This window comes from Streptomyces sp. NPDC023573 (assembly GCF_055559735.1).
The window spans coordinates 1011068-1031010 of record NZ_JBVHKB010000001.1; the positions used below are offsets into that span (position 1 = coordinate 1011068).

Consider the following 19943-nt stretch of genomic DNA (forward strand, 5'->3'; position numbering starts at 1 on the left):
GCGGAACCGTCTCGATGGCGCAACGACGGACGTCGGCGGGGCGGAACATCAAGGGCCTTTCGTTTGGATCAGGACACGATGTCCTTACGGCTGAACCCGCGGAAGGCGAAGGCGAACAGGATCAGGGCATAGGTGACCGATACGGCCGCGCCCTTCACCATCCCGCCCCATGCCAGGTCGGGCTGGAGGGCGTCCGCCCAGGCGAACTGCCAGTGCGCGGGCAGGAACTCACGCCAGGTGCCGAGTGCGGTGACCGCGTCCAGGACATTGCCGACGATGGTCAGCCCGACCGCGCCCCCCACCGCGCCGAGCGGTGCGTCCGTCCTCGTCGACAGCCAGAACGCCAGCCCCGCGGTGACCAGTTGGGAGACGAAGACGAAGGCGACGACGAGGGCCAGGCGCGGCACGGTGTCCGATGTGGTGAGCGCGCCCCCGGTGGGCAGCTTCAGCGGCCCCCAGCCGTACGCCGCCGCTCCCGCGCCGAGGGCGACGAGCGGCAGCAGCACCATCGCTGCGAGGCTGAAGCCGAGCGCCACGACGAGCTTGCTCCACAGCAGCCTGGCCCGGGGGACGGGCGCAGCGAGCAGATAGCGCAGCGAGGACCAGCTGGCCTCGGAGGCGACGGTGTCCCCGCAGAACAGGGCGACGGGCACCACGAGCAGGAAACCGGCGGAGACGAAGAGACAGGTCGCCGCGAAGTTCGCGGCGGACTCCGTCGCCACGTCCATGAGGTTGATGCGCGAACCGCCGCCTCCGCCGCCGCCCTCGCCGCCGCCGGGGGTTCCGCCGACCGCGAAGGCGATGATCAGGACGAACGGCAGCGCCGCCAGCACCCCGAACATGAGCAGGGTGCGCCGCCTGCGCAGCTGCCTCATCGCCTCCACGCGCAGCGGCAGGGTGCGGCGGGCACGGTAGCCGGGGGCTTCGGCGAGTGCCTGGATCTCAGTTGCGGAGCTCATGCGGATCCTTGGGAGATGAGGGTGAGGAACGCGTCCTCCAGGCGGCGGTGCGGCCCGACACCCGTCACCGGCACGTCCAGTCGGACCAGGTCGGCGACCAGTTGTGCGGCCGTGGCGCCGTCGAGACGGACCAGCAGGCCGTGCCCGTCGTCGAGGCGGACGGCGGAGCCGATGCCCGGCAGTTCGGCCACCTTGTCCACGAGCGGTTCGGCCACCTCGGTGCCCGTGGTGACGAGCAGCATGTCGCCGGATCCGGTGATCTCGGCGACCGGACCGGCCTGGACGAGCCGGCCCCGGTCCATGACCACCAGATGGGTGCAGGACTGCTCCACCTCGGAGAGGAGGTGGCTGGAGACGATCACGGTCCGGCCCCCGGCCGCGTACCGGATCATCACGTCCCGCATCTCGCGGATCTGGGGCGGGTCGAGACCGTTGGTCGGTTCGTCGAGGATGAGGAGGTCCGGCATGCCGAGCATGGCCTGGGCGATCGCGAGCCGCTGCCGCATGCCCTGGGAGTACGTGCGCACGGCGCGGGCCAGGGCGTCGCCGAGCCCGGCGATCTCCAGGGCCTCGTCGATGTGGGCGTCCTCGGCGGGCCGCCCGGTGGCCTGCCAGTACAGCTCCAGGTTGGAGCGGCCGGACAGGTGCGGGAGGAAGCCGGCGCCTTCGACGAAGGAGCCGACGCGCGACAGCACGGGTGCGCCGGGGCGGATCGCGTGCCCGAAGACGCGGATCTCACCGGCGTCGGGGGTGATGAGCCCCATCAGCATGCGCAGGGTGGTGGTCTTGCCGGCGCCGTTCGGCCCGAGGAGGCCGAGTACCTGCCCCTTCTCGACGCGGAAGCCGAGATCGCGGACCGCGTACCGGTCGGTGGACCTGGCGTACTTCTTGGAGAGCCCGGTGATCTGCAGCGGGACTCCGGTCAGCGCCGGGTCGGGGGCGGGGGCCGCGGTGCGCCGGCGTGCGGTGAGCAGCACGGCGGCGGCGATGACGAGTCCGGCCGCCGGGAGCCCCCAGGTCCACCAGGGCAGAGCGGCCGCGGCGGTCTTCACGGCGGGCGCCGTGGGGACGGTCAGGGGCCCGTCGAGGGAGACGGTGTACGTCGCGGGCTCGGCGGGTGAGGCGTAGGCGAGGTCGGTCGCGGAGAGGACGAGGCGGAGGCTGTGCCCGGCCTCGACCTCGTGGTCGACGGCGGGCAGGGTCAGCTCGACCGGCTTGCCCTGCTCCTCGGGGGTGATCCGGTACGGGGAGACGAGCTGCGAGGGCAGGACCTGCTGCTTCCCGTCCGGCGACACGTCGTAGACCTTGCCGAAGAGCACGGCGTCGCCCTGGTCCGCCTTCACGTTCACGCGGACGGTCGGCGACCCGGTGACGTGTACGGCGCTGTCCAGCGGGGCGGAGTCGAAGCGGGCGTACTGCCCGGGGAAGTCGAGGGAGAAGCCGACTCCGAGCGAGGACAGCTGGGAGAGGCCGCCTCCGATGCCGGGGACGGCCGAGATGGAGGGCGGGTTGGCGCCGGCGGGGTTGCGGAAGGTCTGCGTCAGGTTCTTGGCGGGGGCGCTCTGCCCACTGCCGGTCCCGGGCCGGTCCATGGCGCCGCCCGTCGCGGGCCGCTGCCCGGCGCCGGTGAGGGGGATCTCCCGTCCGCCGCTGCTCAGGCCGGGGTAGGAGGCGCTGCTCGCGCCGCGCTTCAGGGCGGCGCCGTCGGTGGAGTCGACGCCGCCGGTACGGGTCACGCGGAACCCGGGGCCGGTGTCGGCGCCCTCGTCCTTCTTCAGGTACCGGTCGAACCAGTCGCCGACCCGGCCCTCGACGCGGTCGCCCTCGTCGTCCCCTCCGTCGTGTCCGCCCGCGATCCAGTCGACGGAGACGGGTGCGCCGTTGGCCTTGATGGCCTCGGCCATGGCGTCGGACTGGCCGAGCGGGAACAGGGAGTCGCTCTGGCCCTGGAGGATGAGCGCGGGCACGTCGATCCGGTCGGCCACGGCCTCGGGGGAACGTTCCGTCAGCAGTTCGCGTGCGGCGGCGTCCGGTCTGCCGCTGACGGCCACCCGCTCGTACATCTCGCACAGCTGCTTCTGGAACTTCTGGCAGCCGCCGCCGGAGCTGACGAAGATCCCGGCCCAGAGTTTCTTGAAGACCCCGTCCGGGAAGAGCGCGTCGGCGAGGTTCCAGTAGCTGATCACCGGTGCGATGGCGTCGACCCGGTCGTCGTACCCGGCGGCCAGCAACGACACGGCGCCACCGTACGAAGCGCCGGTGACCCCGACGCGCGGGTCGCCCTTCGCGTCGAGCTGCACCTCGGGCCGGCCGGCCAGCCAGTCGATGAGGCCGGACACGTCCTTGACCTCGCCGTCGGGGGCGTTGAGCGTGATCTCGCCGCTCGTCCTCCCGAAGCCCCGGGCGGACCACGTCATGACGGCGTATCCGTCGGCGGCCAGCTTCTCGGCCTGGGCGCGCACATCGTTCTTGCTGCCGCCGAAGCCGTGCCCGATGAGCACGGCGGGCCGGCGCTGCGTGCCGCCCGACGTGAAGTAGGAGGTGTCGACCGACACCCCGTTCATCTTCATCATCCGGTCATGCCGGTGCACGGTCGGCGGGCTGTCGTCGGCGACGGCGCTCCAGGTACCGGCCCCCACGAGCACGGCGAGGGCGGCGACCACCGCGGCCCACCGGCCTGGGGTACGGGGCAGCCGGTGCCGCCACCGGGAAGTCGGTTCATCCATGACTCGACCCTAAACGGAGCGCGCGGTGGGCCAGGATGCCGCCAGGGGGAAGTACGCGGCCTCCCTGAGAGGTACGACACGGCCCGCCCGTACTCCGCTTGCGGTACGCCGCCGTCACGAAAGGCCCATACGTGCACATTTGCCCTGCCACGGGTGGGCGGCCCGTTTCGTGGCGGCGGAGGGGCACCTGACGCTGATCGCGTACGTGGACGGTGTCCCGGCCGGATTCGTGGCGGGCATCGAGGTGCTGCACCCGGACAAGGGCACGGAGATGTGCCTGTACGAGCTCTCCGTCGACGAGCCGTACCGCCGCCGGGGCGTCGGGCGGGCGCTGACGGAGGCCCTGGCGGCGGAGGCTCGGGCGCTCCCGGCCCGGCGTGAGCCCGGGCCCCGCCCCTGACGAACGTCGCATACGTGACCTGCCGTTCGGCCCGGGTGCCGGGACTGCTGCCGCTCGTACGTTCTGCGGCATGACGAACCCACATTCCCGGACCGCCCGCCTGCTCGGCGCGGCAGCCCTTCTCGCTTCGGCCGGCGGCGCCGTCGCGCTCCTGTCACCGGGTGGGCTCGGCCGGGCCGAGCCCACCGAGGTGACCCAGGGTGTCTCCGTGTCCTTGTACCGGTCGTTGACCGGGATGGTCGCGGACGCGCCCGACGGGCCGGCCCACCTCCTGGAGCCGGTCACCGAGCTCACCCTGATCGCCCTGGGTCTGCTGCTGCTCCTGCTCGGCTGGACGGCCGTACGCCGCGGGGACGCACGCCTGGCTGCCGGCACCGCCCTGACCGGCGTCGGGACCGTCGTGGCGTACGCCTTCAGCGAGGCGCTGAAGCTGGTGGCCGACGAGGAACGCCCCTGCCGGGCCGTGCCCGGGGCCGAGGGGTTGGCCGCGTGCCCGGAGGCCGGTGACTGGTCGTTCCCCAGCAACCACGCCACGCTGGCCGCCGCACTGGCGACGGGGCTCGCGATCCGGCGGCCTCGTCTGGCCGCCGTGACCGTGCCGCTGGCCGTGGCGGCGGCGCTGCTGCGTGTCCTGACGGGAGTCCACTACCCGCACGACGTGCTGGCGGGCTCGTTGCTGGGCGCGGCCGTGGTGGCCGCTCTCCTGGTCGTGGCGCAACAGCCGGTGGAGCGGCGCGCGTCAGCCGTTCTCCGTCGTGTGCGCGGGCACGACACCCGCCTCATGGGCCATGACGGCGGCGGCGGCCCGGTTCTCCACCCCGAGACGCGACAGGACGGAGCTGACATGCGCCTTGACGGTCCCCTCCACCACGAGGAGCCGCCGGGCGATCTGCCCGTTGGACAGCCCGCTCCCGAGGAACGACAGCACCTCGCGCTCCCTGGGGGTCAGCCGGGCGACCTTCTCCCGGGCGGCGGCCCGGCGCCCGGCCCGGTCACCGGCTCCGCCGGACGCGAGGTGCGCGACCACGCGCGCGGCGACCTTCGGTGACAGATAGGCGGCGCCGTCGGCCACCGCCCGTACGCCCGCGAGGAGTTCCCCGGGCTCGCCCGACTTGATCAGGAAACCGGTGGCCCCGCAGCCGAGCGCCCGGAGGATGTAGTCGTCCTCACCGAACGTCGTCAGCATGATGATGCCGGTGCCGGGAACGGTCCGGCTGATCTCCGCCGCGGCGTCGATACCGTCGGTCCTCGGCATCCGTACGTCGAGGACGGCCACGTCGGGGCGGTGGAGCCGCGCGAGCTCCACCGCCTGCCGTCCGTCGCCCGCCTCGGCGACGATCTCGACCTCCGGGTCGGTGGACAGCACGGCCCGGACACCGGCCCGGATCATCGGCTCGTCGTCGGCGATCAGCACCCTGGTCATCGCGCGCTCACCCGGCCAGGGCGTCGAGCGAGATCAGCGTGTCGTCGCGGAAACAGAGCCGGTAGGCGTCCCCGGACCGGCTGTCGAAGCGGTCGGCCGTCATCGCGTAGTACTCGCACGTCACTCCTCGTCCCTCGGGGCGCTCGCCACCGGAGGGCCGGTGGACCGACTGCCGGTCCGGCAGCACCCGCTGCACCTCCGCACGATCCTGCCCCACCCGGAGCCGTGCGTAGTCACCCGGATCGAGGGCCGACCGTGCCGCCGCCACCATGTCCCACCCCGTCACCGCCGCGCCGAGCACCGCGCCCGCGCCCAGCGGGACCAGGAGCGCGGCGGCCAGGGTGCGGCCCGTACGGCGCCGCGCTCTGCGGAACTCCCCCGACGCACCGGCCGGGGACTCAGGTGTGCGACGGTCCGGCAGCCGCGCGGGAAGACGGCGCGGCAACCGGGCGGACACGGCGAAGCCGCCGTCGTCCCGGGGCCCGTGCTCGAAGGTGCCGCCGGCGAGCCGGACCCGCTCGTCGAGCCCGATGAGACCACGCCCACCCCCGCCGGACGGCCGTCCGGCAGGGGCCTTGGCGGCGCCGTTGACCACGGCCACCTCGGTCTCGGTCTCCGCATGCCTGACCTGGACGGTCACCGCCGCGCCGGGCGCGTGCCTGGCCACGTTGGTCAGTGCTTCCTGCACGACCCGGTGCACGGCCCGTGCGACGACGGGAGGAAGCCCGTCCGCCTCCCCGTCCACCCGCAGTTCGACCCTCAGCCCGGACTCGGCCGCATCGCCGACCAGTTCGCTCAGCTCCCCGCCGTGCGGCCGCAACGGCGGCGGTTCCGCGTGGCCACTCAGAACGCCGACCACTTCGCCCAGGCGCTCGACCGCCGTCGCCGCCCGTGCCCTGATGTCCTTGGCGGCCCGCCGCTGCCGGTCGTCGAGCCCCGGTGCGAGCTGGAGAGCGCCCGCCGACAGGGCGATCAGGCTGAGGTCGTGGCCGAGCACGTCGTGCATGTCCTGCGCGATACGGGCCCGCTCCGCCAGCCGGGCCTGTTCGGCGACCAGCTGCCGCTCCCGCCCGAGCCGTTCGGCCTTCTCCCAGCCGGCCCGGGCCAGCTCCTGGTACTGCCGCCAGAACCGCCCCGCGAACCAGGGCAGCAGGACGCCCAGGACCGTCACCCCGACGAACCGGGTACCGAGTGCCAGCAGGGGCGGCGCCAGCGATACGGCCACCACACCGGCGGCGAGCACGGCTGCCAGCGAGCAGACGACCACTCCGGCACGCGCGGGGCCGCGCCCCGTGAGGAACGCGGCGACGACGGTCGGCACGGCCCACCACGGACTCACCAGGCTCAGCCCCCCGGACACGGCCATCGCCGCGGGCACCAGGACAGCCGCCACACGTTCCCCGCTCACGTTCCCGCACGGAATCAGGTTCAGGTTCACCGGCCCGACGGTACGGAACCCGGGGCCCGGCGGGCACTGCCGAAAGTCATGGTGCTCACGGGGCGGCGGGAACCGGCCGGGGAGCGCTGAGATCCAGCGGTGTCTCCACGGGCAGCAGGGCGGCGGCCCTCTCCCGCTCCCCCGCCCGAACGGCCGCATGCGCCTCGCGGGCCAGCGGCGTGACATCGCGGATGGACACGGCCCACTCGTCGGCGTACCGCCGGGCGGCCTCCCCGGAGAGTCCGAGCTGGAGCGAGCGGTACGGGAGCGGGTTCAGGTCGAGATCACGCTCGGGATCCCACTGGACGCGTGCGGGAGCGGACCGCAGCGCCTGCTTCCACGCGCTCCGGTCCTCGTGCACGCCGCGTACGTAGTGCGAGAGTTCAGCGTTCTCCAGCGCCCAGGCGAAGCCCTCACGGGCGATCTCCACGGCGAGCACGGTCTCCTGTCCCTCCTTCGTACCCCAGCCGCAGCGGTACATCATCCACAGGAAGCTCGGCTTGATCCAGGTCATGCGGTCGCGCTTCCAGACAGGCGGGAAACGCCCGTCACGGGCGGCGGGCAGCCCGATGGCCGGCCGGTAGGCCTGGTACACGGTGACGGTGGAGTCGGTGTGCCGCGCGCGGATCTCGTAACGGGGCGGGTGTGTCCGGTCGTTCATATGCCTCAGGATGCGGGCCCGGACGCCCGGCAGCACCTGGTTTTCCCGACGCGGTACGGCCCGTGGCGAGACGCCCCCTGATGAACGCGGACCACACGTGGCCCGCGCGAGGCCGACAAGTCAGGACACCGGCAGGCCCATCTGACAGGGACGGTGGTCCAGAATCAGGGCATGGACGTCCCCGCGCTGCTGGAAGCCGCTTCCCTCCTGGTCCCCGAGAAGGTCGCCACCGAGAACGACATCACGGTGAACGACGTCTGGGACTACCTCACGCACGACGAGTGGGAAGTGGCCCTCGGACTGCTGGAAGAGCTCGGTGACGTCCGACCGCTCCCGCTCAGCTTCTGGGAAGCCCTGGCCACCGCGGCTGAACAGATGCGACTGGACAGGAGCGCGGCCTGGTGCAACTGGCGCTGCTACGAGGCGCGCAACGGCATCATCCGCGCCGACCTCACGCTGCTCCGCGCTGCCGAAGCGCGTCGGAAGACGGCCATCTCCGGGGCCGGCGTCCTGCGGCCGATGTGGAACATCGGGAACCGTTCTCCGACCGGTGACCCGGCCGTCGACATCGCCCGGCTCTGGGTGGAGTTCATGCCGCTCCTGGAGCCCGGTGGACAAGCCTCGGTGCGGCTTGCCCCTCTGGATCCCTCACAGTGGCGGCACCTCGAGCCGGGCCAGGTGATCACCATGCACGAGGACCGGTCCGTCGCGGGCACGGCGGTTGTCCTGGAAGCCGTCACGGCACACGGGTAGGCGAGGGCAGGATGCCGATTCTTTCCACGATCGAAGAAGTGGACGCCTGGCTGACAGAGGCCGGGTGGCACCCAGGGCGCGATGTCGGAGACTTGGCATACCGAGCGATTGCGGCCGTCGTCGAGCGGTATCGGTCCTACGGTGTGGAGATCGAACCTTCCGGTCCCGCACTCGCTTTCATCCGGGAGCACGCGTTCCTTCGGGCCGTCATCGACACCGCGCCGGAGAATTTCGCCGTCTTCACGCCGCATCTGGTCTTCAGGGGAGATGCCGAGGAGATCTCCGAGCTCGCCGTGGACCTCGGCGTGCGGATTTTTCCGGTGGCGTACGACACCTATGACGGTTCCACCCTGCTCATGGACACGAACGGGCGCTTCTTCTGCTCGCATCACACGGGGGCGTATTATCTCGGGCCCGAAAAATACGAGGCGATGATGAGCCTCATGAGCAGCGAGATGGAAGATGCGGAGGACTACTTTGTCTGACCTTGTGACCTTGTCGGGTCGGAGACGCCACCCATGACTCGCACCACCCCGCCACGTCCCCTCGACGTGGAAGCGGTATTCCCCGCTCTGGCAGCCCACCGGCGCACCACCACACGGCTGCACCCCCGTCACGGCTCTCCCGAGGCCCGGGAAAGCTCAGTGGCAGGTCCCCTGCTGTGGCCGGCCGACGAACCGTGGCCGGTGTGCACGGCCGTCCACCCGAAGGGCACGGGCCACCTCCTCTCCGACGTGCGGCTGAGCCGCAGGATTCTGGGGGACTCCCGCGGACGGGAGCAGACGGAGGAGGAACGGCGCCTGCTCGACGGCATGAGCGAGGGCGGCCACGCCCCGGAACTTCAGGACGATGCCCCGCTGCCGATGCTGGCCGTCGCCCAGCTGTACGCGCGAGACATTCCCGATCTCGTGGGGCCCGATGGCCACGACCTTCTGCAGGTCTTCTGGTGCCCCTTCGAGGTGCACGGCGCCGACCGCACCCTCGACGTCGTACTGAAGTGGCGCCGGTCCGCCGACGTCGGCGCCGTACTCGTGCCTCAGCCCGAGCCGCCGGTGGTCGGCCGGAAGGAATGCGTGCCGAACATGTGCGTCGTACACCCCGAGCGCGTCGTGGAGCACGAGTACCTCGGCCTCCTGGAGGAGGAACTCCAGGAGGAGATCGACGCGTGGGAGGAGGCGCGCCTCGACGAGGACGACGAGGACGAGGACAGCTCCGCTTCACCGGCAAGCTACGCGACGTACGAGGAGTACGCAGAGGCGATGGCCCTGGCCCTGGCTGCGGAGCCTGAGGAGATCAACTACATGAGCGATCTGTCGATCGCTCCTGGCTGGAAGGTCGGCGGCTTTGCTTCCTGGCACCTGACCGACCCCGCTCCGGTCGACTGCGGGGGGTGCGGGGCAGCGATGCCGCCCCTGCTCACCGTGGACATGTGGGAGTGCGACGGGGCCTCACGCAGCTGGCTGCCGGTCGAGGACCGGGACTCCGGCCGCGACCCGCACGCGACCAACCCGACCGAGGTCTACCTCGGCCGCGGCCTGATGCGCGTACACACCTGCCCGACCGACCCCACTCACCCGCACCGGCTCAGCTTCCAGTGACTGCTACGGCCGCCGTTCCGGCACCGGACGGACCGTAGGCCACCGGTCCAGGACCGCGCGGCGCAGGTCCGCCGCGAGCGCTGCGAGATGCCGCAGGTCTCCGCCGTCCGGGGTCATGCCGGCGACCACCCCGAGCCGGTGGGCCAGGCGTTGGCGGGCGGTCGCCGTGCCCCAGGTCCAGTCCTCGTCCGGGAGGCGGGCCAGGTGGTCGGTGGTGCCTCGGTGGGCCCGCTGGACCAGGGCGTCACCCCGGATCAGCCAGCCCGCGCAGGCGTCGGCGAGGCCGGTGTCCGGGAGTGCGGCGCCGGTCTCGGCGTGCCAGGCCGTGCGGTAGGCGGTCTCGGCCCGTTCCAGCAGGGGGCCGGCGGCTCTCGTGACGCACCAGCAGGTCGGGAAGCCGATGCGGAGATAGGCGAGTTCCATCAGGCCGCTGCCCAGGGACGCCTGCTCGAAGTCGATGAATCTGACCCCGTCCGAGGTGTGCAGGTCGTTGCCGGGGCACGGGTCGCCGTGGAGGAGGGCGGTCCCTTCCGCCCGGTCCAGCCGCTCCACGAGAGCGTGGAGCTCGTCCCGTACGCCTGACGGCGCGAGGACCCCGAGGGTCTCGGCGAGGGTGAGGAAGGACCTGACGTCGGCGCCGGTCGGTCCCTGCCAGCGGGGCAGGGTTCCCGTGTCGCCCGGGCGGCCGGTGCTGTGCAGCCTCGCGAGGGCCGCCGCGTAGTCGACGATCCAGTCGGCGGCGGGGCGGCCCTCGTCGAGGTGTTCGAGGACGAGGACCCGCTCGGCCGGATCGGTCCCGAGGAGCGCGGGCACGACCGGGGTGCCGGATGCCCGGCCCGCGATGCGCAGGGCGGCCACCTCTCGGTCGTACCGCTCGTCGGCCTCGGTGCCCGCCACCAGCTGCTTCAGCACCGCCGGGCGCCCGGACAGCTCGATCCGCCAGACCCTGGAACGCGGGCTGCTCTCCAGGGCCGTGGGGTGTGCGGGCGGGCCCAGACGGTGCCTCAGGGTCTCGCCGAACGGGAGCTGCGACGCCGTCACCATGCGGTCAGTCTTCCATCCGGCGAGTTGCCGCGTGGTGCCGTGTCAGTGGTTGCGGGGGAAGCCGAGGTCCACGCCGGCGGGAGCGTCGGCCGGGTCGGGCCAGCGGGTCGTGACGACCTTGCCCCGGGTGTAGAAGTGCACGCCGTCGTTGCCGTAGATGTGGTGGTCGCCGAAGAGGGAGTCCTTCCAGCCGCCGAAGGAGTGGTAGCCGACGGGCACCGGGATGGGGACGTTGACGCCGACCATGCCGGCCTCGATCTCCAGCTGGAAACGGCGGGCCGCCCCGCCGTCGCGGGTGAAGATCGCGGTGCCGTTGCCGAAGGGCGAGGCGTTCATGAGGGCGACGCCGTCCTCGTACGTCTCGACGCGCAGGACGCACAGGACGGGGCCGAAGATCTCGTCGCGGTAGGCGTCGGAGTCCGTGGAGACGTTGTCCAGGAGGGACAGGCCGATCCAGTGGCCGTCCTCGAAGCCGTCGACCGTGTGGGCGGTGCCGTCGAGGACGACGTCGGCGCCCTGTGCGGCCGCGCCGGTGACGTAGGAGGCGACCTTGTCGCGGTGGGCGGCGGTGATCAGCGGGCCCATCTCGGAAGTCGGGTCGGCGCCGGGGCCGATCTTGATCTTCTCGGCGCGCTCGCGGATCTTCGCGACCAGCTCGTCCGCGACGGAGTTCACGGCGACGACGGCGGAGATGGCCATGCAGCGCTCACCGGCCGAGCCGTACGCGGCCGAGACGGCGGCGTCGGCCGCGGCGTCCAGGTCGGCGTCCGGGAGGACCAGCATGTGGTTCTTCGCGCCGCCGAGGGCCTGGACGCGCTTGCCGTTGGCGGAGGCGGTGGCGTGGATGTACCGGGCGATGGGGGTGGAGCCGACGAAGGAGACGGCGGCGACGTCGGGGTGGGCGAGGAGCCCGTCCACGGCGACCTTGTCACCGTGCAGGACGTTCAGCACGCCGTCGGGCAGGCCCGCCTCGGCTGCGAGTTCGGCCAGCAGGTTGGCGGCCGACGGGTCCTTCTCGCTGGGCTTGAGGACGAAGGTGTTCCCGCACGCGATCGCCAGCGGGAACATCCACATCGGCACCATCGCCGGGAAGTTGAACGGGGTGATGCCCGCGACGACCCCGAGCGGCTGCCGGATCGAGGAGACGTCGACCCGGCTGGAGACCTGGGTCGACAGCTCGCCCTTGAGCTGGGTGGTGATGCCGCAGGCCAGCTCGACGATCTCCAGGCCGCGGGCGACCTCGCCCAGCGCGTCGGAGTGCACCTTGCCGTGCTCGGCGGTGATCAGCGCCGCGATCTCGTCGCGGTGGGAGTCCAGCAGGGCGCGGTAGCGGAAGAGGACGGCGGTACGGGCCGAGAGCGAGGAGGTGCCCCACGTCGCGTACGCGGTCTTCGCGGCGGACACCGCGGCGTCGACCTCCTCGGTGGAGGCGAGCGCCACCTGCGTCGTGACGGCGCCGGTCGCCGGGTCGGTGACCGGACCGTAGTTGCCCGACGTGCCCGCGGCCCGCTCGAAGGGCCTGCCACCGATCCAGTGGTTGACGGTCTTCATGACGGGGTCTCCTTCACAGGTGGCGGCGTCGGGCTGCGATCTGCCGGTCGTACTCTTTCCTGGCCTCGACCGCCGACGGGCGGGTCGCGGTTTCGGCTACCGGAACATCCCACCACGCCTGTGCCGGGGGAGGCCCCGACACTGTGTCTGCCGTTTCGGTCTCGACGTAGACACAAGTGGGGCGGTCCGCGCCGCGCGCCTTCTCGAGGGCCCCGCGCAGCTCCCCCACCGATCCGGCGCGCAGTACGTCCATGCCCAGCGAGGCGGCGTTGGCGGCGAGGTCGACGGGCAGCGGGGCGCCGGTGAACGCCCCGTCCTCGCCGCGGTGCCGGTAGGCGGTGCCGAAGCGTTCGGCGCCCACGGACTCGGAGAGGCCGCCGATGGAGGCGTAGCCGTGGTTCTGGAGGACGACGAGCTTGACGGGCAGGCCCTCCTGCACGGCGGTGACGATCTCGGTGGGGTTCATCAGATACGTGCCGTCGCCGACGAGCGCCCAGACGGGGCGGCCCGGCGCCGCGAGCTGGACGCCGAGGGCGGCGGGGATCTCGTATCCCATGCAGGAGTAGCCGTATTCGACGTGGTACTGGCGCGGGGAGCGGGCCCGCCACAGCTTGTGGAGGTCGCCGGGGAGGGAGCCCGCCGCGTTGATCAGGATGTCGTCCTCGGTGACCAGCTCGTCCAGCAGCCCGAGGACCTGCGCCTGGGTGGGGCGGGCGTCCGGGTCGCCGGTGGCGAAGGCCGCGTCGACGCGGCTCTCCCAGCGCTCCTTGGCCTCGGTGTACTCGCTCTCGTAGGCGGGGTCGACGTGGTGCCCGCGTGCGCCGAGGGCCTCTCCGAGGGCTTCGATCGCGGTGCGGGCGTCCCCTACGAGGGGGAGGGCGGCGAGCTTGTGCGCGTCGAATCCGGTGATGTTGAGGTTGAGGAAGCGGACGGCCGGGTCGGCGAAGAGGGTGCCGGACGCGGTCGTGAAGTCGGTGTAGCGGGTGCCGATCCCGATCACCAGGTCGGCCTCGCGGGCGAGCGCGTCCGCCGTGGCGGTGCCGGTGTGGCCGATGCCGCCCACGTCCGCGGGGTGGTCGTGGCGCAGCGATCCCTTGCCGGCCTGGGTGGAGGCGACGGGGATGCGGGTGGCGGCGGCGAACGCGGCGAGGGTCTCCTCGGCTGCGCTGTGGTGGACTCCGCCGCCCGCGACGATCAGGGGGCGCCGTGCGGCGCGCACCGCGCGGACGGCCTGTTCGAGTTCGTGCGGGTCGGGGGCGGGCCTGCGTACGTTCCAGACGCGCGTGGCGAAGAACTCCGCCGGCCAGTCGTACGCCTCCGCCTGCACGTCCTGCGGCAGCGCGAGCGTGACGGCGCCCGTATCCGCCGGGTCGGCGAGGGTGCGCATGGCCTGCAGGGCGGCCGGGATCAGTGCCTCGGGGCGGGTGATCCGGTCGAAGTAGCGGGAGACGGGGCGCAGGCAGTCGTTGACCGACACGTCGCCGGTGTGGGGCACTTCGAGTTGCTGGAGAACGGGGTCGGCGGGTCGGGTCGCGAAGGTGTCGCCGGGCAGGAGCAGCACCGGCAGGTGGTTGACGGTGGCGAGCGCGGCACCGGTGACGAGGTTGGTGGCGCCGGGGCCGATGGAGGTGGTGACGGCGTGTGCGGAGAGCCGGCCCGACTGGCGGGCGTATCCGACGGCGGCGTGCACCATGGCCTGTTCGCTGCGGCCCTGGAGATACGGCATCGCGGGGCCGGCCTCGACGAGTGCCTGCCCGACGCCCGCGACGTTGCCGTGGCCGAAGATGCCCCAGGTGGCGTCGATCAGGCGGTGGCGCCGGCCGTCGCGCTCGGTGTACTGGCGGGCGAGGAAGGCGACGAGCGCCTGGGCGGTGGTGAGCCTGCGGGTGGGCTTCGAGGCCGTAAGGGGCGTGCTGCGTGGTGTGGTCACCGGCCGGCCTCCGTGCTGTGGAGCGGCAGCCGTGGGTCGACGGGCTGCGTGGGCCAGGTGTCGCGGATCCAGCGGTGGTCCGGGTGGTCGCTGATCAGCCACTCGCGCTGCTCGCCCGGGCCCGCCATCACGTTCAGGTAGTACAGGGTGCGGCCGGGCGGGGCGATGGACGGGCCGTGCCAGCCGTCGGGGATGAGGACGGCGTCGCCCGTGGCGACTTCGGCGAGGACGTCCGTGCCGCCGGGGCGGGACGGCGACACCCGGTGGTATCCGACGGCGTCGCCCTCGACCTCGAAGTAGTAGATCTCTTCCAGGACGGCCTCGGTGCCGGGGTGGTGCTCGTCGTGCTTGTGCGGGGGGTACGAGGACCAGTTCCCGCCGGGGGTGAGCACCTCGACGGCGATGAGCCGGTCGCAGTCGAAGGTGTCGGCGGCGGCGAAGTTGTTCACCTGGCGCGAGCAGGCCCCGGCGCCGCGGAGCTCGACCGGTACCTCCGGCGCGGGGCCGTAGCGAGCGGGGAGTCGTCGCTCGCACTTCGCTCCTGCCAGGGCGAAGCGGCCTCCTGCGCCGGAGGCGATCTGGGCGCGGGCGTCGCGTGGGACATAGGCGAAGTCGGTCGCCGCGCTGAACACGTCTTTCCTGCCCAGCAGTTCAAAGATCTCACCTGCTGCCTGCACCGTACAGCCACCGGACAACGGCAGGATGATCCATTCACTCTCCCCGGTTACCAGGGTATGAACACCTCCTGGTCCGAGCTCCAGGACGCGCAGACTCGACCGCTTCCAACCGGCGCGCTCCGGGTCGATGTCGAGGGCGTAGGGGCCGCGTGCGGCCTGCCCGGCCCTGAGGTGGTGCCTCTGCTCGTCGCTCGTCGTCATGCCCGATCCCTACCCGTCGTCCGGCTCGTTCACAGCAGCCCCACGGCCGTGTCGACCGCGCCGGCCACGTCCCCGTCGGCGGGGTAGAGCAGGGAGCGCCCGACCACCAGCCCCTGGACGGTCGGCAGCCGCAGCGCGCCGCGCCATTTCTCGTACGCCGTGTCGGGGTCCCCCGTGACCTCCCCGCCGAGCAGCACGGCGGGGAGGGTCGAGGCACGCATCACCCGCTCCATGTCGTCGGGGTCGTCGGTGACGGGGACCTTGAGCCAGGTGTACGCGGACGTCCCGCCCAGGCCGGAGGCGATGGCGATGGAGGTGGTGACGGCGGTGGCGCCCAGGTCGGTGCGGAGCCCGGCGGGGGTCCGGTGGCAGAGGAACGGCTCGATGAACACCGGCAGCCGGAGGGCGGCCATCTCGTCCACGGCGCGGGCGGCGGTGTGCAGCGTGTCCAGGGACCCTGGGTCGTCGTGGTCGATCCTCAGCAGGAGTTTGCCCGCGTCGTAGCCGTGGCGGGAGAGATCGGCGGGGCGGTGGCCGGTGAAGCGGTCGTCGAGCTCGAAGGCGGCTCCCGCGAGCCCGCCCCGGTTCATGGAGCCGAGGACGACCTTGCTCTCCAGCGCGCCGAGGAGGAGCAGGTCCTCCAGGACGTCCGCGCCCGCGAGCACCCCGTCGACGCCGGGGCGGGCGAGGGCGAGGCAGAGGCGTTCGAGGAGGTCGAAGCGGTCCGCCATGGCCAGGTCGTCGTCGCCGACGGCGAGGGCGCCGCGGGCCGGGTGATCCGCCGCGATGATCATCAGGCGTCCGGTGGGGCCGAGGAGGGGGCGTCTGCGGCGGGCGGCGGCGGCCTCGGCGACGGCTTCGGGGCGGTGGGCGCGGAGCCGGACGAGATCGGCGACGCCGGCTGCGGCGGGCGGGGTCATGGGGTCGCCCCAGGGGGCTCTGCGGCTCCCGGGGGTGTTGTGACTCCCGGGGCTCTCGGATCTCCCGGGTCTCCCGGGGGTGCTGTGGCCCCTGCGGCGCCGGAGGCTTCTGTGACTCCCGAGGCTCCCGTGGCCGCACCGGCCGTGCCCTCGGTGAGAGCCCGCTCGACCTCCTGCGGGAACGGCATCGCGGACGAACAGGCGAGGCGCGAGGCGACGATGGCCCCGGCCGCGTTGGCGTAGCGCATGATGTGCGCCGTGTCCCAGCCGGCGAGGAGGCCGTGACAGAGGGCGCCGCCGAAGGCGTCCCCTGCACCCAGGCCGTTGACGACGTCGACGGGCAACGGCGGGATCTCGGCGGTGGTGCCGTCGCGGTGGACGGCGAGGACGCCCTCGGGCCCCTGTTTGACGACGGCGAGTTCGGGCCCTGCGGCGAGCAGGGCCCTGGCGGCCGCGTGCGGTTCGCGTTCGCCGGTGGCGATCTCGCACTCGTCGAGGTTGCCGACGGCGACAGTGGCGTGGGCGAGTGCCTCGCGGTAGTGGGCGCGGGCGGCCCCGTCGTCCTCCTCGCCCCAGAACATGGGGCGCCAGTCGAGGTCGAAGACGGTGGCACGCGGGTGGCCCGGCGTGCCGGGTGGACCTGTCGCGCCGCGGGCGCGGAGCGCGGTGAGGGTCGCGGTGCGGCTGGGTTCGGCGCAGAGACCGGTGCCCGTCATCCAGAAGACCCGGGCCGCCCGCACCGCCTCCAGGTCGAGCTCGTCGCTGTGGATCTCCAGGTCGGGCGCCTTGGGCTGCCGGTAGAAGTAGAGCGGGAAGTGGTCCGGCGGGAAGATCTCGCAGAAGGTGACCGGGGTCGGATACTTGGCCACCGCGCCCACCCACCGGTCGTCCACCCCGAACTCCCCCAGCGCCTGGTGGAGATAGTCGCCGAACGCGTCCTGGCCGGTCCGGGTGATCACAGCCGTGCGCCGTCCCAGCCGGGCGGCCGCCACGGCCACGTTGGACGGGGAGCCGCCGAGGAACTTCCCGAAGGTCTCGACCTGGGCCAGCGGTACACCGGTCTGCAGGGGGTAGATGTCGACCCCGATCCGCCCCATGGTGATCACGTCGTACGGCTCAGGCATACGCATCCCTTCGACCCGGTGCTCCGGCCCGTCACCTCGTCCCGGCAGGCGGCCACGGCCGGACGGCCGCTCCCAGGTCTAGCCCTCACCCGGAGCCCTGTCAACACTTTGTCCGGACATTCGGACGAAGTCTTGACACCCCTTCCGGGGAACTGGAGGGTGGGCGATATGACCTCCTCCGTACCCTCTCCGGCCCGCATCCGCATCGGTTCGGCTCCCGATTCATGGGGAGTGTGGTTCCCCGACGATCCGCAGCAGGTGCCCTGGGAGCGATTCCTCGACGAGGTCTCCGAAGCGGGTTACGAGTGGATCGAGCTCGGTCCCTACGGTTATCTGCCGACCGATCCCGCCCGGCTCGCGGACGAGACCGCACGCCGGAATCTCGCCGTCTCCGCGGGCACCGTCTTCACGGGATTGCACCACGGCCCGGCGGTCTGGGACCGGACCTGGGAGCATGTCGCGGGCATCGCGGCACTCACCCGGGCGATGGGCGCCGGGTATCTGGTGGTCATCCCGTCGTTCTGGCGGGACGACAAGTCGGGTGAGGTGCTGGAGGACCGCACGCTCACCGCCGCACAGTGGCGCGACCTCACCACCCAGACGGAACGCCTGGCCCGCGAGGTCCGGGACCGGTACGGGCTGCGGATGGTGGTGCACCCGCACGCCGACACGCACATCGACAGCGAGGAGAACGTCAACCGCTTCCTCGACGCCACCGACCCCGACCTGGTCTCCCTCTGCCTCGACACCGGTCATTACGCGTACTGCGGCGGGGACAGTGTGAAGCTCATCCGGACCTACGGCGAGCGGATCGGCTATCTGCACCTCAAGCAGGTCGACCCGGAGGTGCTCGCGGACGTCGTGGCGAACGAGGTGCCGTTCGGTCCGGCCGTGGCGCGCGGCGTGATGTGCGAACCGCCGGGCGGGGTGCCGGCGCTGGAGCCCGTGCTGGATGCCGCGCGCGCCCTGGGCACCGACCTGTTCGCCATCGTCGAGCAGGACATGTATCCCTGCCCGCCCGACAAACCGCTGCCCATCGCACGCCGCACCCGCGAGTTCCTCCGCATCTGCGGACCCGCGCGGCCGTCCTCCTGAGCTTCCTCTCCAGCCACTCGACCCCCTGCCTCCACACCAGTCACCCCTCTGTCACGGATGTCCGCGTTCCGCTGGGTCCCTGTCACGGGCTCGCGACGCCCCCTGCCCGACCCGGGCCGCTCTCGTTCACCGGAACAGAGGCGCACGGACGTACAGAGAGGTGTCATTCATGACGGACAGAACGCTCTGGTCGTACAAGGACATCGCGGCACACATCAGGGTCCAGCCCGACACGATCCGTTCGTATCGCAAGCACGGACTTCTTCCGCCTCCGGACGATGTCAGGAACGGGAAGCCGTACTGGTACGTGGCCACCGTCCTGGCGTGGATCGCGTCCCGGCCCAGCAACCGGGGGCGTTGAGCCGGCCGGACACGAACGCTCAGGTCCCCGCCGCCGGTTCGATGATCGTGACGCCCGCTCCCGGGGCGGCGCCCATCGCGGCGAGGGCCGCCGGTGCGGCTTCCAGCGCGATGGTGGACGTCACCAGCAGATCCGGCCGCAGGGTGCCGGCCCGGACCAGGTCCATCATCGGCGGGTAGTCATGGGCGGCCATTCCGTGACTGCCGAGGATCTCCAGCTCCAGTGCGATCACCCGCGCCATGGGCACGACCGGATCACCGGCCGCCGGCGGCAGCAGCCCGACCTGGACGTGGCGGCCCTGCCGGCGCAGGCTCCGCACCGAGGCGGCACAGGTGACGGGGGAACCCAGCGCGTCGAGCGACAGATGGGCGCCGCCGGTCAGTTCGCGTACGGCCGCGTCGGCGCCGACGGGGTGGGCCGAGGCGTCCACGCAGGCGGACGCGCCGAAGGCCCGCGCGAGCTCCAGTGCCTGCCGCGACACGTCGACCGCGACGACCCTGGCCCCGCACGCCACCGCGATCATCACGGCCGACAGCCCGACCCCGCCGCAGCCGTGCACGGCGACCCACTCCCCCGGCGCCACCCGCCCCTGTCCCACGACGGCGCGGAACGCGGTGGCGAAACGGCATCCGAGCCCGGCCGCCGTGGCGGGCGACAGCCCCTCGGGCACCGCGACCAGATTGACGTCGGCCTGCTCCAGGGCCACGTACTGCGCGAAGGACCCCCAGTGGGTGAAGCCCGGCTGGGTCTGCCGCTCACAGACCTGCTGGGCACCGGCCGCACAGGCTGAGCACCGGCCGCAGGCACAGACGAAGGGCACGGTGACCCGGTCGCCGGGACGCCAGTTGTGCACGTCAGGGCCCACCTCCTCGACCACCCCGGCCAGTTCGTGCCCAGGCACGTGCGGCAGGACGATGTCCGGGTCGTGCCCCATCCAGCCGTGCCAGTCGCTCCGGCACAGCCCCGTGGCCTCGACCCTGACCACGACACCCCCGGCCGAGGGGGCGGGGTCCGGGAGGTCCCGTACCCGGGCCTCCTGCCCGAACTCCTCGAACACCACTGCCCGCATCGCCCCCGCCTCC

17 protein-coding genes and 2 pseudogenes are annotated in these 19943 nt (G+C 72.4%); 7 read left to right on the top strand and 12 right to left on the bottom strand.

The window, feature by feature from the left end:
• Nucleotides 1-68: 68 nt before the first annotated feature.
• The gene (locus ACZ32T_RS04545) at nucleotides 69-959 is read right to left on the bottom strand and encodes an ABC transporter permease (RefSeq protein WP_467262768.1); all 891 of its coding nucleotides are present in this window, start codon (nucleotides 957-959) and stop codon (nucleotides 69-71) included.
• Nucleotides 956-3685, bottom strand: a complete 2730-nt coding sequence (locus ACZ32T_RS04550; RefSeq protein WP_467365286.1) for an alpha/beta fold hydrolase — start codon at nucleotides 3683-3685, stop codon at nucleotides 956-958. The genes ACZ32T_RS04545 and ACZ32T_RS04550 overlap by 4 nt, the downstream gene beginning before the upstream one ends.
• Before the next feature lie 127 nt (nucleotides 3686-3812).
• On the opposite strand from ACZ32T_RS04550, the pseudogene ACZ32T_RS04555 reads away from it, so the two are divergent.
• Together ACZ32T_RS04555 and ACZ32T_RS04560 are read left to right on the top strand one after the other, a co-directional pair.
• Nucleotides 3813-4046 (top strand): annotated as a pseudogene (locus ACZ32T_RS04555) (GNAT family N-acetyltransferase); the annotation flags it as partial.
• A gap of 109 nt (nucleotides 4047-4155) precedes the next feature.
• Nucleotides 4156-4830: pseudogene (locus ACZ32T_RS04560) on the top strand (phosphatase PAP2 family protein); the annotation flags it as partial.
• Here ACZ32T_RS04560 and ACZ32T_RS04565 read toward each other — a convergent pair.
• The 3 genes from ACZ32T_RS04565 to ACZ32T_RS04575 are packed head-to-tail and all read right to left on the bottom strand — an operon-like array spanning nucleotide 4825 to nucleotide 7607.
• Entirely contained in the window at nucleotides 4825-5508 is a 684-nt protein-coding gene (locus tag ACZ32T_RS04565) for a response regulator (RefSeq protein ID WP_467365288.1), read from the bottom strand. The pseudogene ACZ32T_RS04560 and the gene ACZ32T_RS04565 overlap by 6 nt on opposite strands.
• Before the next feature lie 7 nt (nucleotides 5509-5515).
• Nucleotides 5516-6946 (bottom strand): sensor histidine kinase, encoded by a 1431-nt coding sequence (locus ACZ32T_RS04570; protein WP_467365290.1) that lies wholly within the window; start codon nucleotides 6944-6946, stop codon nucleotides 5516-5518.
• A gap of 55 nt (nucleotides 6947-7001) precedes the next feature.
• Entirely contained in the window at nucleotides 7002-7607 is a 606-nt protein-coding gene (locus tag ACZ32T_RS04575; RefSeq protein ID WP_467365292.1) for a DUF4291 domain-containing protein, read from the bottom strand.
• Nucleotides 7608-7778: 171 nt separating this feature from the next.
• Between ACZ32T_RS04575 and ACZ32T_RS04580 the strand changes: the two genes are divergently transcribed.
• From ACZ32T_RS04580 to ACZ32T_RS04590, 3 genes are read left to right on the top strand one after another with little or no spacing between them, the layout of a single operon-like run.
• Nucleotides 7779-8360, top strand: coding sequence for a hypothetical protein (locus ACZ32T_RS04580; RefSeq protein WP_467365294.1), 582 nt, complete (start codon nucleotides 7779-7781; stop codon nucleotides 8358-8360).
• A gap of 11 nt (nucleotides 8361-8371) precedes the next feature.
• A complete protein-coding gene (locus tag ACZ32T_RS04585; RefSeq protein ID WP_467365296.1) occupies nucleotides 8372-8845 on the top strand; it encodes an SUKH-3 domain-containing protein in 474 nt (157 codons plus the stop codon).
• A gap of 33 nt (nucleotides 8846-8878) precedes the next feature.
• Nucleotides 8879-9958, top strand: a complete 1080-nt coding sequence (locus tag ACZ32T_RS04590) for a hypothetical protein (RefSeq protein WP_467365298.1) — start codon at nucleotides 8879-8881, stop codon at nucleotides 9956-9958.
• Between the two features lie 3 nt (nucleotides 9959-9961).
• On the opposite strand, the gene ACZ32T_RS04595 is transcribed toward ACZ32T_RS04590, so the two are convergent.
• From ACZ32T_RS04595 to iolC, 6 genes are read right to left on the bottom strand one after another with little or no spacing between them, the layout of a single operon-like run.
• Complete coding sequence (locus tag ACZ32T_RS04595) at nucleotides 9962-11002, bottom strand: aminoglycoside phosphotransferase family protein (protein ID WP_467365299.1); 1041 nt, start codon at nucleotides 11000-11002, stop codon at nucleotides 9962-9964.
• 42 nt (nucleotides 11003-11044) lie between these two features.
• Nucleotides 11045-12553: a CoA-acylating methylmalonate-semialdehyde dehydrogenase gene (locus tag ACZ32T_RS04600; RefSeq protein WP_467365301.1), complete on the bottom strand. Its 1509-nt coding sequence runs from the start codon at nucleotides 12551-12553 to the stop codon at nucleotides 11045-11047.
• A gap of 13 nt (nucleotides 12554-12566) precedes the next feature.
• Nucleotides 12567-14483: a 3D-(3,5/4)-trihydroxycyclohexane-1,2-dione acylhydrolase (decyclizing) gene (iolD, locus tag ACZ32T_RS04605; RefSeq protein WP_467262778.1), complete on the bottom strand. Its 1917-nt coding sequence runs from the start codon at nucleotides 14481-14483 to the stop codon at nucleotides 12567-12569.
• The gene (iolB, locus tag ACZ32T_RS04610; protein ID WP_467365303.1) at nucleotides 14480-15361 is read right to left on the bottom strand and encodes a 5-deoxy-glucuronate isomerase; all 882 of its coding nucleotides are present in this window, start codon (nucleotides 15359-15361) and stop codon (nucleotides 14480-14482) included. Before iolB ends, iolD begins: the two co-directional genes overlap by 4 nt.
• A gap of 29 nt (nucleotides 15362-15390) precedes the next feature.
• Nucleotides 15391-16281 (bottom strand): Cgl0159 family (beta/alpha)8-fold protein, encoded by an 891-nt coding sequence (locus tag ACZ32T_RS04615; RefSeq protein ID WP_401623442.1) that lies wholly within the window; start codon nucleotides 16279-16281, stop codon nucleotides 15391-15393.
• Nucleotides 16278-17405, bottom strand: a complete 1128-nt coding sequence (iolC, locus tag ACZ32T_RS04620) for a 5-dehydro-2-deoxygluconokinase (protein ID WP_467365305.1) — start codon at nucleotides 17403-17405, stop codon at nucleotides 16278-16280. Before iolC ends, ACZ32T_RS04615 begins: the two co-directional genes overlap by 4 nt.
• Nucleotides 17406-17573: 168 nt before the next feature.
• Here iolC and ACZ32T_RS04625 point away from each other — a divergent pair, with 168 nt between their 5' ends.
• Nucleotides 17574-18500 carry a sugar phosphate isomerase/epimerase family protein gene (locus tag ACZ32T_RS04625; protein WP_467365308.1) on the top strand — a complete coding sequence of 309 codons (927 nt, stop codon included), beginning with the start codon at nucleotides 17574-17576 and terminating at the stop codon, nucleotides 18498-18500.
• A gap of 169 nt (nucleotides 18501-18669) precedes the next feature.
• On the top strand, nucleotides 18670-18861 hold the full coding sequence (locus ACZ32T_RS04630; protein ID WP_467365310.1) for a helix-turn-helix transcriptional regulator: 192 nt from the start codon (nucleotides 18670-18672) through the stop codon (nucleotides 18859-18861).
• Between the two features lie 19 nt (nucleotides 18862-18880).
• Here ACZ32T_RS04630 and ACZ32T_RS04635 read toward each other — a convergent pair whose 3' ends face one another.
• A complete protein-coding gene (locus tag ACZ32T_RS04635) occupies nucleotides 18881-19930 on the bottom strand; it encodes a zinc-dependent alcohol dehydrogenase family protein (protein WP_467365312.1) in 1050 nt (349 codons plus the stop codon).
• Nucleotides 19931-19943 lie beyond the last annotated feature (13 nt).

Coding starts and splice junctions, on each gene's coding strand:
- ACZ32T_RS04545 (WP_467262768.1), bottom strand. CDS start 959: ATGAGCTCCGCAACTGAGATCCAGGCACTCGCCGAAGCCCCCGGCTAC.
- ACZ32T_RS04550 (WP_467365286.1), bottom strand. CDS start 3,685: ATGGATGAACCGACTTCCCGGTGGCGGCACCGGCTGCCCCGTACCCCA.
- ACZ32T_RS04565 (WP_467365288.1), bottom strand. CDS start 5,508: ATGACCAGGGTGCTGATCGCCGACGACGAGCCGATGATCCGGGCCGGT.
- ACZ32T_RS04575 (WP_467365292.1), bottom strand. CDS start 7,607: ATGAACGACCGGACACACCCGCCCCGTTACGAGATCCGCGCGCGGCAC.
- ACZ32T_RS04580 (WP_467365294.1), top strand. CDS start 7,779: ATGGACGTCCCCGCGCTGCTGGAAGCCGCTTCCCTCCTGGTCCCCGAG.
- ACZ32T_RS04585 (WP_467365296.1), top strand. CDS start 8,372: ATGCCGATTCTTTCCACGATCGAAGAAGTGGACGCCTGGCTGACAGAG.
- ACZ32T_RS04590 (WP_467365298.1), top strand. CDS start 8,879: ATGACTCGCACCACCCCGCCACGTCCCCTCGACGTGGAAGCGGTATTC.
- ACZ32T_RS04595 (WP_467365299.1), bottom strand. CDS start 11,002: ATGGTGACGGCGTCGCAGCTCCCGTTCGGCGAGACCCTGAGGCACCGT.
- ACZ32T_RS04600 (WP_467365301.1), bottom strand. CDS start 12,553: ATGAAGACCGTCAACCACTGGATCGGTGGCAGGCCCTTCGAGCGGGCC.
- iolB (WP_467365303.1), bottom strand. CDS start 15,361: ATGACGACGAGCGACGAGCAGAGGCACCACCTCAGGGCCGGGCAGGCC.
- ACZ32T_RS04615 (WP_401623442.1), bottom strand. CDS start 16,281: ATGACCCCGCCCGCCGCAGCCGGCGTCGCCGATCTCGTCCGGCTCCGC.
- iolC (WP_467365305.1), bottom strand. CDS start 17,405: ATGCCTGAGCCGTACGACGTGATCACCATGGGGCGGATCGGGGTCGAC.
- ACZ32T_RS04625 (WP_467365308.1), top strand. CDS start 17,574: ATGACCTCCTCCGTACCCTCTCCGGCCCGCATCCGCATCGGTTCGGCT.
- ACZ32T_RS04630 (WP_467365310.1), top strand. CDS start 18,670: ATGACGGACAGAACGCTCTGGTCGTACAAGGACATCGCGGCACACATC.
- ACZ32T_RS04635 (WP_467365312.1), bottom strand. CDS start 19,930: ATGCGGGCAGTGGTGTTCGAGGAGTTCGGGCAGGAGGCCCGGGTACGG.